The 13,252-nt window shown below is 61.7% G+C and carries 12 protein-coding genes and 1 pseudogene; 1 reads left to right on the forward strand and 12 read right to left on the reverse strand.

Annotated features, from left to right (window positions below):
• Positions 1-15 precede the first annotated feature (15 nt).
• The 9 genes from AC3WPZ_RS00590 to AC3WPZ_RS00630 form a co-directional block, all read right to left on the reverse strand.
• Entirely contained in the window at positions 16-738 is a 723-nt protein-coding gene (locus AC3WPZ_RS00590; protein ID WP_492437729.1) for an ABC transporter ATP-binding protein, read from the reverse strand.
• Positions 738-1,499 carry an ABC transporter ATP-binding protein gene (locus tag AC3WPZ_RS00595; protein WP_492437731.1) on the reverse strand — a complete coding sequence of 254 codons (762 nt, stop codon included), beginning with the start codon at positions 1,497-1,499 and terminating at the stop codon, positions 738-740. The genes AC3WPZ_RS00590 and AC3WPZ_RS00595 overlap by 1 nt, the downstream gene beginning before the upstream one ends.
• Complete coding sequence (locus AC3WPZ_RS00600; RefSeq protein WP_056272109.1) at positions 1,496-2,488, reverse strand: branched-chain amino acid ABC transporter permease; 993 nt, start codon at positions 2,486-2,488, stop codon at positions 1,496-1,498. Before AC3WPZ_RS00600 ends, AC3WPZ_RS00595 begins: the two co-directional genes overlap by 4 nt.
• Positions 2,485-3,348 carry a branched-chain amino acid ABC transporter permease gene (locus AC3WPZ_RS00605; RefSeq protein ID WP_297397042.1) on the reverse strand — a complete coding sequence of 288 codons (864 nt, stop codon included), beginning with the start codon at positions 3,346-3,348 and terminating at the stop codon, positions 2,485-2,487. The genes AC3WPZ_RS00600 and AC3WPZ_RS00605 overlap by 4 nt, the downstream gene beginning before the upstream one ends.
• A gap of 87 nt (positions 3,349-3,435) precedes the next feature.
• Entirely contained in the window at positions 3,436-4,623 is a 1,188-nt protein-coding gene (locus AC3WPZ_RS00610; RefSeq protein ID WP_056272102.1) for an ABC transporter substrate-binding protein, read from the reverse strand.
• Positions 4,624-4,657: 34 nt separating this feature from the next.
• A complete protein-coding gene (locus tag AC3WPZ_RS00615) occupies positions 4,658-5,692 on the reverse strand; it encodes an aromatic ring-hydroxylating dioxygenase subunit alpha (protein ID WP_056272099.1) in 1,035 nt (344 codons plus the stop codon).
• A gap of 48 nt (positions 5,693-5,740) precedes the next feature.
• Entirely contained in the window at positions 5,741-7,207 is a 1,467-nt protein-coding gene (locus AC3WPZ_RS00620; RefSeq protein WP_492437735.1) for an aldehyde dehydrogenase family protein, read from the reverse strand.
• 8 nt (positions 7,208-7,215) lie between these two features.
• Positions 7,216-7,998, reverse strand: coding sequence for an SDR family NAD(P)-dependent oxidoreductase (locus tag AC3WPZ_RS00625; RefSeq protein WP_056272093.1), 783 nt, complete (start codon positions 7,996-7,998; stop codon positions 7,216-7,218).
• A 9-nt stretch (positions 7,999-8,007) separates the two neighbouring features.
• Positions 8,008-9,153 (reverse strand): TRAP transporter substrate-binding protein, encoded by a 1,146-nt coding sequence (locus AC3WPZ_RS00630; RefSeq protein ID WP_492437737.1) that lies wholly within the window; start codon positions 9,151-9,153, stop codon positions 8,008-8,010.
• 217 nt (positions 9,154-9,370) lie between these two features.
• Between AC3WPZ_RS00630 and AC3WPZ_RS00635 the strand changes: the two are divergent.
• Positions 9,371-9,673 (forward strand): annotated as a pseudogene (locus AC3WPZ_RS00635) (ATP-binding protein); the annotation flags it as partial.
• Positions 9,674-9,718: 45 nt separating this feature from the next.
• Here AC3WPZ_RS00635 and AC3WPZ_RS00640 read toward each other — a convergent pair.
• The 3 genes from AC3WPZ_RS00640 to AC3WPZ_RS00650 form a co-directional block, all read right to left on the reverse strand.
• A complete protein-coding gene (locus AC3WPZ_RS00640) occupies positions 9,719-10,669 on the reverse strand; it encodes a PdxA family dehydrogenase (RefSeq protein WP_056272090.1) in 951 nt (316 codons plus the stop codon).
• A complete protein-coding gene (locus AC3WPZ_RS00645) occupies positions 10,666-11,718 on the reverse strand; it encodes a TRAP transporter substrate-binding protein (protein ID WP_056272088.1) in 1,053 nt (350 codons plus the stop codon). The genes AC3WPZ_RS00640 and AC3WPZ_RS00645 overlap by 4 nt, the downstream gene beginning before the upstream one ends.
• A 75-nt stretch (positions 11,719-11,793) precedes the next feature.
• Positions 11,794-13,242, reverse strand: coding sequence for an NAD-dependent succinate-semialdehyde dehydrogenase (locus AC3WPZ_RS00650; RefSeq protein WP_492437740.1), 1,449 nt, complete (start codon positions 13,240-13,242; stop codon positions 11,794-11,796).
• Between the last annotated feature and the right edge of the window lie 10 nt (positions 13,243-13,252).

A 13,252-nucleotide genomic window follows, 5' to 3' on the forward strand; every position in this document is an offset into this window, starting at 1 on the left:
GGGCGACACTGATTCTCATACACCCAAGTGCTGCTCCAGCAGTTCGGGCTTCGACAGGAGCTCTTCGGAACTGCCTTCAAAAACCACCTCGCCCTTGACCAGGATCACGTTGCGGTCGGTGATCTGGGTGACGTGTTTCCAGTTCTTGTCCACGATGATGCTGCTGATGCCGCTCTCGCGGATCAGGCCGCAAATGCGCCAGATCTCGCGCGCGATCAGCGGCGCAAGGCCTTCGGTGGCTTCGTCGAGGATCAGCAGGTCGGGGTTGGTCATGAGCGCACGGCCGATGGTGAGCATCTGCTGCTCGCCGCCGCTGAGTTGTTGCCCGCCGTGGTTGAGGCGTTCGGCCAGGCGCGGAAAGGTTTCGAGCACCCTGTCATAGGTCCAGTCGCGTTGACCCTTGGTGCCGGCACGCGCCGACATCACCAGGTTTTCCCTCACGCTCAGGTTGCCGAAGATGCCACGGCCCTCGGGCACGTAGGCCAGGCCCATGCGGGCGATCTCGAACGTGGGTGCGCCGGTCATGTCGCGGCCTTTCACATGCACCTGGCCGCCACTGGGCTTGACGATGCCCATGATGGATTTGAGCAGCGTGGACTTGCCCATGCCGTTGCGCCCCATGAGGCCGATCGTCTGGCCCTGGCCCACGGTGAAGTCGATGCCGCGCAGGATGTGGCTGGCGCCGTAGTGGGTGTGCAGGCCGGTGGCCTCAACCAATGCGTTCGTCAAAGCGCTCATCAGTGTTCCTCACCCAGGTAAGCCGCTTGCACCGACGCATCACCGCGCACCTGAGCCGGCGTGCCGCTGGCGATCACCTGGCCGTTCACCATCACGGTGAGCTGGTCGGCCAGGGTGAACACGGCGTCCATGTCGTGCTCCACCAGCATGATGGCGTGGTCCTTTTTCAACCGCAGCAGCAGCGCCACCATGCTCTCGGCCTCGGCTTGGCCCATGCCGGCCAGCGGTTCGTCGAGCAACAGCACGGTGGGTTCGGTGGCCAGGGTCATGGCGATCTCCAGTTGGCGCTGTTCGCCGTGGCTGGTGGTGCCGGCCACCACGTCGGCGCGCTCTGTGAGGCCGGCGAGTTCCAGCGCACGTTCGCAGCGCTGGTTCACGGCACCCATGGCGCTGGCCGAGGACACCCAGCGCAGCGGGTTCCACGGCACATGCCGTTCGCGCGATTGGGCCGCCAGTCGCACGTTGTCCCACACGGTGAAGGGCAGGAAGATGTTGGTTTTCTGGTAGCTGCGGCCCAGGCCCAGGCGCGAGATTTTTTCGGGGCTTTTGCCCGCCGTCTCGACCCCGTTGAGCGTGATGCGGCCCGAGGTGGGAGGCAGGTCGCCCGAGAGCAGGTTGGTCAGCGTGGACTTGCCCGCGCCGTTGGGGCCGATCACCGCGTGGATGCGACCGCGGTGCAGGTCCACCGACACATCGTTGACCGCGGCCAGACCCCCGAAGCGCTTGGTCAGGTTGCGGGCGGAGAGCAGCAGTTCGTTCATGGGCGCTCCTTCGGGCTGGCGAAGCGCTGCACCAGACCCAGCAAGCCGCGCGGCGCCAGCACCACCACCAGCACGATGAACGTGCCCATGAGCAGCTGCCAGTGTTTGGTGAGGTCCTTGAAGAAGTGCATCACGTACTCGAACGCGAAGGCCCCCACGATGGCGCCAGCGAAATTGCCCATGCCCCCGAGGATGACCATCATGATGGCGTGTGCACTCATGTGGAAACCCATCAACTCGGGGTTCACATAACCGGTCTGCGCGGCCCACAGGAAGCCCGCCACGCCGGCCAGCGCCCCTGCTAGCGTGAAGGCCGTGAGTTTGTAGCCGAAGGTCCCAAAGCCCACCGCGCGCATGCGGTGCTCGTTCACGCGAATGCCCGCGAGCACCCGGCCAAAAGGAGAGAACAACAGGCGGCGCAGGAAGGCATAGACCAGCACGAGCAGCAGGAGCGTGAAGTAGAAGAAGGTTGTCTTGTTCTCGAGGTCGATGCCGCTCCAGCCGAACACCGAGGCGGTGGGGCGGAAGTTCACGTACACGCCGTCCGACCCCCCGAGCGCCTTGTTGTCGAAGAACAGGAAGAACACCATCTGCGCGAAGGCCATGGTGACCATGATGAAGTAAATACCGTGGGTGCGAACCAAGAAGAAGCCGATGACGAGCGCGGCCAGTCCCGCGCCCAGCGCCGAGGCGGGCAGGGACCACCACAGGCTGATGGGAGTGTCCGCCGGGGTGAGGAAAGCCAGCGCGTAGCCGGCAAGACCAAAGTAAGCCGCGTGTCCGAGCGACACAAGACCGGTAACGCCCTGCAGCAGATCCAGGCTCATGGCGAAGATCGCCAGGATCATCATCTGCGAGAGCATCTGCAGGTAGAAGTCGCTACCGGTGACGGGGATGAGTGGAAACGCGGCGAGCGCGATGGCTCCCAGCACCAGGATGGCCTGGATGCTGCGCGGCAGCTTTTCGAGTTGGGCTTTGGGGGAGCTCATTGTTTGAAGAGCCCTTCGGGCTTGTAGAGCAGCACGGCGGCCATGAGCATGTAGACGGCCATGCCGGCAATCTGCGGCACCAGCACCTTGCCGAAGGTATCGACCAGGCCCACGAGCAGGGCGGCCACGAGCGCGCCACGCACTGAGCCGATGCCACCGATGACCACCACCACAAAACACATGATCAGCACCGAACTGCCCATGCCGGGGTAAACGCTCGCGATGGGCGAGGCGATCATGCCGGCGATGGCGGCCAGCGCCACGCCCAGCGCGAACACCACGCCGTGGATCAGGCGGATGTTGATGCCCAGCGATTCGGTCATCTCGCGGTTGAACGCACCGGCGCGGATCTTCATGCCCAGGCGGGTCTTGGAAATGAGCAGGTACAGACCGAGCGCCAGCGCGATGCACACGCCCGACATCACCAGCCGGTAGACCGGGTAGGAGAGGTTCTCGGTCAGCGGGATCGACCAGTTCAGCACCTCGGGCACCTGCACCGCGTGCACGTCGTCGCCCCAGAGGATGGAGCGCACCTCTTCAAAGATGTAGATCAGACCGAAGGTCAGCAGCACCTGGTCGAGGTGGTCGCGGTGGTAGAAGTGCCGGAACAGGGTCCACTCCAGCACCCAGCCCAGCGCCACGGCGATCACCGTGCCCACCACGATGGCGAGCACCAGACTGTCGAACTGGCCCACCAGAAACCAGGCCAGGTAAGCGCCCAGCATGTAGAAGCTGCCGTGCGCCAGGTTGACCACACCCATGATCCCGAAGATCAGCGTGAGGCCCGCGGCCAGCATGAACAGCAACAGGCCGTACTGCAGGCTGTTGAGCAACTGGATGAGGAAGTTGGCGAAATCCATGAGTTAAGGAACAAAAGGACGAAGAAAAGCGGCGGAACATCTTTTGGACGAACTCCGCCGCTGGAGGACAACCGGGGCGCGAAAGACTCAACCCATGCGGCAACCCGTGGCGGGATCGGCCACAGCCTTCTGAGCAATGCCGATCACCTTGTTGTCCTTGTTGACCACCTGGCGCAGGTAGATGTCCTGGATCGGGTTGTGGGCCTTGCTCATGGTCCATTTCCCGCGCGGACTGTCGATGGTGGCGCCTTCCAGCGCTGCGTACAGTGCCGGTTTGTTCGACAAGTCGCCTTTGACTGCGTTGGCACCCTTGACGAGCAGCAAGCCCGCGTCGTATCCCTGAACGGCATACACATCGGGCTGCGCCTTGAACGCCTTTACATAGTCGAGGCGGAACTGCTTGTTGCGCGGGATATCCAGCGAGTCGCTGTAGTGCAGCGTGGTGAGAACGCCCTCGGCAGCTTCGCCTGCTGCATCGAGCACGCCCTCGGTCAGGAAGCCCGAGCCGTACAGTGGGATCGTCTTGTTCAGGCCGGCCGCAGCGTAGTCGCGCAGGAACTTGGCTGCACCGCCACCGGCGAAGAAGCAAGCCACGGCGTCGGGCTTGTAAGACGCAATCTCGGTCAACAGCGACTGAAACTCCACGTTGGGAAAGGGCAGGCCGAGCTTCTTGATGATGGTGCCACCGGCTTCGGTGTAGCTCTTTTCGAAACCCTCAAAGGCCTCGTCGCCTGCGGCGTAGTTCCAGGTGATCCACACCGCCTTCTTGTGGCCTCGGTCGACCATGGCCTTGCCCAAAGCCAGGGTAGGCTGGGCGTTGGTGAAGCTGGTTCGAAACACATTGGGCGCACACTGGGCCCGGGTGGCCACGTGCACGCCGGCATTGGGAATGATGTTGAGAACTCCTGTATCGCGTGCGACCTTGTGAATGCCCATCTGCACGCCCGAGTGCACCGAACCCACCAGCACGTCGACCTTGTCACGCATTACCAGGCGGGTCGCGTTCTCGATGCCCTTGGCCGGATTGGATTCGTCATCGACCTTGAAGAACTCCACCTCGCGGCCACCGAGCTTGCCGCCGTTTTGCGCCAGCGCCAGCCGGAAGCCGTTTTCGACGGCGATACCGGGCTGGGCAAAGGTACCTGTGAACGGCAGCATCAGGCCAACCCGCAGATTGCTGGTTTGCGCCTGCGCCCACCGGGGCAACAAAATTCCGCTGGAGGCCGCGCCGATCAGCGCGGCTCCTCGTGTCAAAACAAAGCGCCGTGAGTTCATCTGTGTCTCCTGTTGTGGTGGGATCGGGAAAACATCAGGCAGCGGATTTTTCCGCAACCAGCAACCGATCGATGATGCGGCGGGCTTGCACGCCACCGCCATCGATGTTCAGGCTCAGTAGCTTGCGCCCGGCGTTGCGCTCCAGGTTCTGCTGCTGCATCTCCAGCATCTGGAGGTCCTCGGAGAAAACTTTGCTCAGGCTGGTGCGGATCTGCTCGCTCAACGCCTGGTCCTGCGCATTGAAGTTCCTGGCCATGCCCCAAAAGTACCAGGTCGAGGACTCGGTTTCAGGTGTGATGAAGTCGATGACTGTGCTGGAGGCTTTGACCTTGGGGTCTGCATTGAAGCCGCCCTTGCCCGCGTGCGCCACACCCACATCGATCAGCACATGGCTTGGCGGATAGAAGCGGCAGATTTGCCACCGGTCCACTGGAACATCGTCGGCCAGGTTGTTTCCGCGCAAGCCCGCACGCCAGAATGGCGGCGCCATGATGCCCTCCATGTAACGCTCGGTGATGGCGCAGTCTCCATCCATCCGCGTCTTGGGCGGCGACTCATCGATTTCCTTTTGACCAATTGAGTTCGGGTGCAAGTAAGTCTCGTGAGTCAGGTCCATGAGGTTGTCGATCATGAGCCGGTAATCGCATTTGACGTGGTACAGCCCACCGCTGTAGGCCCACTCGGGGTCATCGGCCCAGGCCAGATGGTGGATCTTGGAGGGGTCGGCCTCTTGCGCATCGCCAGGCCAGACCCAGATGAACCCGTAGCGCTCCACTACGGGATACGTCCGCACGGCGGGGAAGCCGCCCACGCGTTGGCATGGCATGGCAACCGTCTTGCCATCGCAACCCATTTCCAGACCGTGGTAGCCACAAACCAGTTTGCCGTTTTCAACCTTGCCCAGCGACAACGGAGCACCGCGGTGGGGGCAAAAGTCTTCGACAGCGGCCACCTTGTTGTCGGGGCCACGGAAAAACACGATGGACTCGCCGCAAATCTTGCGGCCAAGGGGCTTTCCATCGAGTTCGCTGGGCGTAGCGCCTACATACCACGTGTTTTTGGGAAACATGATTCGTTCTCTCCTATAAGTACTAAGGATTCGGGCAGGCTTGTGGAGTCAGCCCTTGGGTGGATCAAGCACACCTACGTTCTGATAGATGTGTTTGATCTCGGTGAAATCGATCAACGCGTCAAAGCCGTGGAGACGGCCCAAGCCACTGCGGCGATAGCCGCCGGTCTCCGCTTCAGCGCACAGCTTGTTGTGGTCGTTGATCCAAACGGTGCCGTTGCGCAGCGCTCGAGCGATACGCCAGGCGCGCGCGCCCTGCTCGGTCCAGACACTCGCGGACAACCCGAACTCGGTGTGATTGGCCCGCGCCACCGCTTCGGTTTCGGTTTCAAACTTTTCCAGCACGACCAAGGGGCCGAAAATCTCCTCTTGGACAAAAGATGCACTGGCATCCCGGTGCGCGACCAAGGTGGGCGAGACAAACCCGCCAAGCCGCAGGTTTCCGCCGATACGCTGACCGCGCAGGATCACTTCGTCTGCGTCGTCCATCGCCTGCTCGATGCGACGTTGCACCAACTCAGTGGTAGAGAGATCGATCAAGGGACCCATCTGGGCGCCCGGGGTATTTCCGGGCGCCACTTTGATTGCCGCCAGTGCATTGGCCAGCGCTTTTTTCATCGCCTCATAGCGTGACGCGTGAACCAACACCCGGCGCGCCGCCGTGCATTGCTGACCAGAGATGACCGTCGCAGCGGCAGCCAGTTGAGGCGCGATGTGGTCGATATCGGCATCTTCAAAAACCAGGCAGCATGACTTGCCACCCAGTTCGAGCGACAGTTTCTTCATAGTGGGAGCAGCGGCGGCCATGATGCGCTGCCCCGTCAGGTTGGAGCCCGTGAAGCTGACCACATCCACCTCTGGCGAGGAGGTGAGCAACTGCGCCACGTCGTGGCCTTGCTCACTCACCAGGTTCACCACACCGGGCGGCAGTCCAGTCACGTCGGCCAGTTCCCTGATCACCGCAGCGGTGATGAGTGCGGACTGCGGTGCAGGCTTGATCACGCAAGTACAGCCAGCGGCCAACGCGGGGGTGATCGACCGGATAAGCAGGATCACGGGAGCGTTCCAAGGGACGATGATGCCGGCGACGCCGGCCGGCTCTTTCAGCATCGTGGAAAATACGCCGGGTTCCACCTCGAGCACGTGGCCTGGTATGTGCCGGGCCAGACCCGCGTAGTAACGGATCTCCGAGATGGCTCCCATCAGCTCACCCCGCGATTGCGCGATCACCTTGCCATTCTCTTGCGTTAGCAGTTGGGCCAGTGCTTCAGCCTTGTGCTCTAGCCGGCTTGCCCATTCGTTCATCACGTTCTGCCGCAGCCGCGGCGACTGGGCCCACGTGGGCTTTTCAAAGGCTCTGCGTGCAGCCGAAATGGCCGCCTCTGCGTCTGCCCGGGTGGCAGCGCTGAAGCAACCGATCTGGCTGCCGTTGGCCGGGTCCAGGCTGGGCACTTCGAGGCCCTGGCTGGCGGGCATCCACCGGCCATCGATCAAGAGTTCTGCTGTGGCGTGCATAGGAGTGCTCAATGTGTGACCGATCCGCCATCAACCACAATCACCTGACCGGTGACAAAGTCACTGTCGGCGCTGGCGAGGTAGATCAAGGTGCCGGTCAGGTCGTCGGGTACCTGATCACGCTTGATGCAGCGGGACGAAACGATGCCTGAAGCGATTGAGCCCTGCCAGTCGGGATTTGCGCTGACATTGGCGCTCAGGGTCAGGCCCGGCGCCAGTGTATTGACGCAGATATTGTCGTTACCCAATTCACGCGCCAGACAGCGCGCCATCGCCACCACGGCGCCCTTGGAGGTGACGTAGTGCAGGAAGAGCGGCGTGCCCTTGAAAACCGTGCCGGAGGCGATGTTGATGATCTTGCCGTAGCGCTGCTGACGCATCACGGGGCTGACCGCTCTGGCGCACTCGAAGGAGCCGCGCACGTTGACGGACATCACCTTGTCCCACTCGGTCGACTCGATCTGCTCGAACGGCTTGAGGGCAAGGTTGCCGAAAATTGCGGCGTTGTTGACCAGCACGTCAATGCGGCCGAACGCCTGAAGTGCGGACCCAACCATCTTCTCCACCGATTCGCGGGACGTCACGTCTGTGTGGACAAACACCGCCCGGCCACCCTTCTCAATGATCTGGTTGACCACCCCGGTGGCGTCCAGCACATCGGCACAGACCACGGAGGCACCTTCTTGAGCCAATGCACGAGCGTATGTCTCTCCGATACCTTGCGCCGCGCCGGTCACGATCGCAACCCGGTTGGCCAGCCGTGGGGTGTTTTCTTTGGGCAGTTGATTCATGGAGTGTCTTTATGTCTTGGTAGTTTTTGTGTGTTTTTCGATCAAGGCCCGGGCTGTTGACAAAAGATCGCGACCATCGAAGCCGCGGCTCTCCATGTCCTTGACCCATTCGACCTCTACCTGGCTTGCTGCGCGCCTGAACTCTTGGGCTTCGACCTGCCCGAAGTTATGGGTCACGTTGCCGCGTGCCTCCACCAACTTGCGGGCAGGGTCGTCGCCACATTGGTGGGCGCGCCCCAAGGACGCAGAAGCGGTTATGCCCGAGTTGGGGTCCAGCACCTTCCGGACATCTGGCGGCAGGGACTCGTACTTCCGTTTGTTTGTTGCCGTCACGAATGTCGTGGTGTAGAGCGCGCCACTGGCTGGATCGAACTGACTGTGAAACTTCGTTAATTCGTGCACCTTTACGGAGGGAACGACATCCCAAGGGATCACGCAACCGTCGAGAGGCCCCTTTTGCAGTGCGTCGGGAATCTTGGGCAGCGGCATGCCCAAAGCATTGGCGCCGAGGTATCCCAGCATCTTCGTAGTTTGTCTGGTTGGACCGCGCATTTTCAGGCCGCGCAAGTCGTACGGAGCCTCAAAGAGGCGGTCGCGGGTGTGGAGCATCCCCGGCCTATGAACCTGCACTGCAATGGGATGCACTTCCTTGTGTTCGTTGGACGCTTTTGTCTTGATGAACTCCCAGAAAGCCTTGGAAGTAGCCTCGGCGTTGGTCGTCATGAACGGCAGGACAAACACCTCGCTGCAAGGAAAGCCTCCAGGTGAATAGCCGGTCAGTGTCCAAACGATGTCAGCCACGCCATCCCGTGCCTGGTCGTATGGCTGCACATGCGCGCCATCAAGCTGCATCGCGGGGTACGCCTCAAACCGGATGCGCCCATCTGATTCCCGTTGCACCTTTTCCATCCATACCTTGTTCATGCTGACCCATACGTTGGACATGGGAGACATGAAAGTGTGAAATCGCAAAGTGATCGACTGCTGAGCAAAGCCTGTCAGCGAGGGAGCGCCCAAGGCCATCCCTACTGCCAACTGAACGATGGTTCTGCGGTTGATCATTTGGTGAATTGAGGAGAAGGCGTGAGTACCTAGGAAGTGAGACTTGATCCAGTTCGCAATCCGGATTGTCCGTCTGGTGATTATGTTGTTCATTCTACGGTTATGTTCACTCCACGAAATCAGGGTAAACACTGGGGGCGTCGTGAGCGGTTACCTAAATGACCTTCGATGTTGTTAGGCTGGGTCGGCACGAAACATCCGGCGCTATCGCCAAATCCACAAGATCACGACGAGAACCGCAAGGACCGAGTCCTCATGTTCGCCACAGCCAAGCACCAGCGTGCAGGCCGTGGGATGTGTGGAGTCCTCGGACCTGCTCGTGCTAGATGACCAGTCTCTGGCCCGGCGCATCGCCGACATCAGCGACGAACTCCTCTATGCCATCGTTCACCAGCGCTACAACCTGCGCCGCGCCATCGTCATCACCTCAAATCTTTTGGTGCAGGACCTGAGCAAGTACCTGGCCGACGTCACCATGGCCACCACCATCCTTGATCGACTGATACACCGCTGCTCGACGCTGGGGTTCGAAGGCAAGAGCTACCGTCTGAAGCAGTCCGCCTCACGAATCGCGATCGCACCCGAACAGTCGGAATTCGAACGACTTTGTTAGCGCAGTTTGGGTTGACCATAGGAGGAGACTGTCAAATTTAGGAAGTCACTCGCTCAGCGTGGAGTTCAGCAGGTAAATCGTGCGAAGCAAGGCCTCGGGACTGGCAATTCCCTTGCCGGCGATGTCCATGGCACTTCCATGCCCGACACTGGACAGCACGACGTTGCCTCCCACGCTGAGGGCACTTGCGGCGTGGGGCGCCAGCAACTTGATTGGAATGTGACCCTGGTCGTGGAAGACGGCCACATAGAGATCGTGCTGCCTGTTTGCCAACAGCGTGTCTGCACCTGTGGGCCCACTGACATGGTGGCCTGCTGAGCGCAGCTGCGCCACCGCAGGCACCATCAAGCGAGCGTCCTCCGGTCCGAAAAGCTCACCTTCGGATGCGTGTGGATTGATACCGAACATGCCGATGCGAGGCGTTTCCACGCCCAGCCGCTGACACGCGACGATGCCTGCCTGAGTGGCGCGCACGATCAGGTCGGTGCTCAGACGATCAAGTGCTGTTTGAACGCTCTCGTGGAGCGTGACGTGCACGATGCGTAAGCCCGCCCCCACCAGCATCAAGAAAACGGAGTCGGCAGATTGGCCGCACACACGCGCCACAAGAGAGGGGTACCCGCTGAACGCTATACCTGCCTGCGTGATCGCTGTCTCGTGGTGAGGACAGGCGATCACGGCGTCGAACTCGCCAGCCTGCGCAGCCTGAATGGCCGCCGTAGCGCTGGCCACCGACGAGGCGCCAGCGGCCGCGTCGATGCGACCAGGTACAGCTGCAGCCGGATCGAGGGCGCCTACCTCGTTGCAACGAACACCATCTAGCATCCCGCTAAGGTTCAATTGCTCGGCGCAGCGGCGCAGCACCGAATTCGGGCCGAACAGCGTAATACGGTCGCGCTCAGACTCTGTCAGAGTGGCAAGTGCCTTTAGCGTGATCTCCGGTCCGATGCCGTTCGGATCGCCGATCGAGATGGCCAGGCGCGCAAGGCCGCTCATGCAGCCTTTGGTTTATGTTTGGCAATGAGCGCCTTTGCGCCAGCCAAGAGCTTGGCACCGTCCTGCCCGCGCTTGTCCATCTCCTGGACCCATTCGCTGGCGATGGTGCCAGTCAGTTTGACAAACTCGCTGGTTTCCGATTCGCTGAACACGTGTACCTTGTTGCCTCGATCGGTCGCCATCTTGCGACTGATGGGGTCATGATCTTGTTGCACCTTGCCGAACCAAGCCGAGGTTTCCAGGCCCGAGTTGTCGTCGATCACCTTTTTGATATCCGGAGGCAACGATGTATATTTTCTTTTGTTCATCACCATCACAAACGCCGTGTTGTAAAGAGCTGGCTTGCCGGGCGCGAACTCGCTGTGGTGCTGAACAAGCTCATGCACCTTGACCGAAGGAATCACTTCCCAAGGCAAGGCTGCGCCGTCAATGACGCCTTTGGACAGCGCGTCTGGAATCTGTGGCAGCGGCATGCCTACCGCGGATGCTCCTGCTGCTGCGAGCAACTTAGTCGCTTGGCGGGTCGGCCCTCGCATCTTCAGGCCGCGCAGGTCGGAAGCGCTGTTGATGGCCTTGCTTTTCGAGTGCAGCACTCCTGGACCATGGGTATGAAAAGCGAGTGGTTGGACGTCCTTGAACTCATCGCTGGCGTGGGTTTCGAGGTACTCCCAGGCGGCACGCGACGCTCCGATGCCGTCCATGGTCATGAACGGCAGTTCGAACACTTCGGTCCGAGGGAATCGACCGGGGGTAAGTCCAGCCAAAGTCCATACGATATCGACAACACCATCCCGTGCCTGGTCGAAAAGTTGACTTGGTGAGCCCCCCAGCTGCATGGCAGGAAAGCCCTCGAAGCGGATACGTCCGCCCGAGTCGTTCTCCACTTTCGACATCCATGCCTTGTGTGCATTGAGATAGACATTCGAGGTCGGCGCCATGAAGGTATGGAACTTCAGGGTTACCACTTGCTGGGCGAAGACGCCAAGGGTGGGGGCTCCAAGGGAAGCGGCTGCCGCCGCCGATTTGATGAGGGTTCTGCGTTGCATCATGAGGTTGTCTCCTGGATTGAAGGGAAAGGCGGGTCCGGCCCCCTGGGCGGTGCTGGCTTCTTGTAGTACTGGTGATCAAGCAGGGCTTGCCTGCGAAACGAATTTAGTGACGAGGTAGCCGTCGAAGGTTTCGCTGCCGCCTTCGCTGCCGATGCCGCTGTCCTTCACGCCACCGAACGGCGTCTCGGCCAGCGTGATGCCGAAATGGTTCACGTTGACCATGCCCACCTCGAGGCCGTTGACCATGCGCTCCGAGGTGTTGATGGAGCCGGTGAAAACGAAACCGGTGAGGCCGAAGGGCAGGGCGTTGGCGCGCTTCAATACCTCGTCGGTGTCCTTGAAGCGCGTGATCGGCGCGACCGGACCGAAGGGTTCTTCGACCATCAGGCGCGCGTCGTCGGGAATGTCGGTGAGGATGGTGGGCGGGTAGAAGTAGCCAGGGCCAGCGAGCCGCGTGCCGCCGCTGGCCAGCTTCGCGCCACGCTCCAGCGCATCGGCCACCAAGCCTTCCATGGCATCGACCCTGCGCAGGTGCGCCAGGGGGCCCATCTGCGTGTCCTTGTCCATGCCGTCGCCCACCTTCAAGCCACCGTAGGCTTTCGTGAAGGTGTCGAGAAAGCGGTCGTACACCTTCTCCTGCACGAAGAAGCGGCTGGGTGCAATGCACAGCTGCCCCGCGTTGCGCGCCTTGAAACGCGCCAGCAGATGGGCCGCGTCGTCCACGTCGGCGTCGTCGAACACCACCACCGGCGAGTGCCCGCCCAGCTCCATGCTGATGCGCTTCATGTGCAGGCCGGCGAGCGACGCCAGCTGCTTGCCCACCGGCACCGAGCCGGTGAACGATACCTTGCGCGAGATCGGCGAGCGGATCAGGTGGTCCGACACCTCGGCCGGCACACCCCACACCACGTTGAGCACGCCCGGGGGCAGACCCGCGTCGTGGAACATGCGCGCGAGCGCGATCACCGCGCCCGGCGAATCCTCTGGCCCCTTCAGCACAAGCGTGCAACCCGCGCCGATCGCCGCCACCATCTTGCGGATGGCCTGGTTAAACGGAAAGTTCCAGGGCGTGAAGGCCACGCACACGCCCACGGGCTCGCGCAGCACCAGCTGGCGCACGTGGGGCAGGCGTGCGGGGATCACGCGGCCATAGATGCGGCGGCATTCTTCGGCGTGCCACTCTGCGTGTTCGGCACAGGTGGTCACCTCCAGCAGCGCCTCGCTCAGCGGCTTGCCCTGGTCGAGAGTGATCTGGCGGGCGACCTGCGGTGCGCGTTCGCGCGTGAGCTCGGCCACGCGGCGCAGCACCTTCGAGCGCTCGAGCGGCGAACTCTTGCGCCAGCTCTCGAAGGCGCGTTGCGCCGCGTTCAGTGCGCGGTCAAGGTCGTCGCGGCGCGCGTGCGGCAACGAGCCGATCACCTCGCCGTTGGCGGGGTTGATGATGTCCTGGTGTTGGCGGTCGCCGCCTTCGATGAATTCGCCATCGATGTAGAGGAAAGGCTTGCCGTATGCGGTGTCGGTCATGGTGAGTCAA

It is taken from the genome of Hydrogenophaga sp. FW305-3-2-15-A-LB1 (assembly GCF_058787875.1).

Excerpts from the sequence above, each read along its gene's own strand:
- AC3WPZ_RS00590 (WP_492437729.1), bottom strand. The coding sequence starts at position 738 with ATGAGCGCTTTGACGAACGCATTGGTTGAGGCCACCGGCCTGCACACC.
- AC3WPZ_RS00595 (WP_492437731.1), bottom strand. The coding sequence starts at position 1,499 with ATGAACGAACTGCTGCTCTCCGCCCGCAACCTGACCAAGCGCTTCGGG.
- AC3WPZ_RS00600 (WP_056272109.1), bottom strand. The coding sequence starts at position 2,488 with ATGAGCTCCCCCAAAGCCCAACTCGAAAAGCTGCCGCGCAGCATCCAG.
- AC3WPZ_RS00605 (WP_297397042.1), bottom strand. The coding sequence starts at position 3,348 with ATGGATTTCGCCAACTTCCTCATCCAGTTGCTCAACAGCCTGCAGTAC.
- AC3WPZ_RS00610 (WP_056272102.1), bottom strand. The coding sequence starts at position 4,623 with ATGAACTCACGGCGCTTTGTTTTGACACGAGGAGCCGCGCTGATCGGC.
- AC3WPZ_RS00615 (WP_056272099.1), bottom strand. The coding sequence starts at position 5,692 with ATGTTTCCCAAAAACACGTGGTATGTAGGCGCTACGCCCAGCGAACTC.
- AC3WPZ_RS00620 (WP_492437735.1), bottom strand. The coding sequence starts at position 7,207 with ATGCACGCCACAGCAGAACTCTTGATCGATGGCCGGTGGATGCCCGCC.
- AC3WPZ_RS00625 (WP_056272093.1), bottom strand. The coding sequence starts at position 7,998 with ATGAATCAACTGCCCAAAGAAAACACCCCACGGCTGGCCAACCGGGTT.
- AC3WPZ_RS00630 (WP_492437737.1), bottom strand. The coding sequence starts at position 9,153 with ATGAACAACATAATCACCAGACGGACAATCCGGATTGCGAACTGGATC.
- AC3WPZ_RS00640 (WP_056272090.1), bottom strand. The coding sequence starts at position 10,669 with ATGAGCGGCCTTGCGCGCCTGGCCATCTCGATCGGCGATCCGAACGGC.
- AC3WPZ_RS00645 (WP_056272088.1), bottom strand. The coding sequence starts at position 11,718 with ATGATGCAACGCAGAACCCTCATCAAATCGGCGGCGGCAGCCGCTTCC.
- AC3WPZ_RS00650 (WP_492437740.1), bottom strand. The coding sequence starts at position 13,242 with ATGACCGACACCGCATACGGCAAGCCTTTCCTCTACATCGATGGCGAA.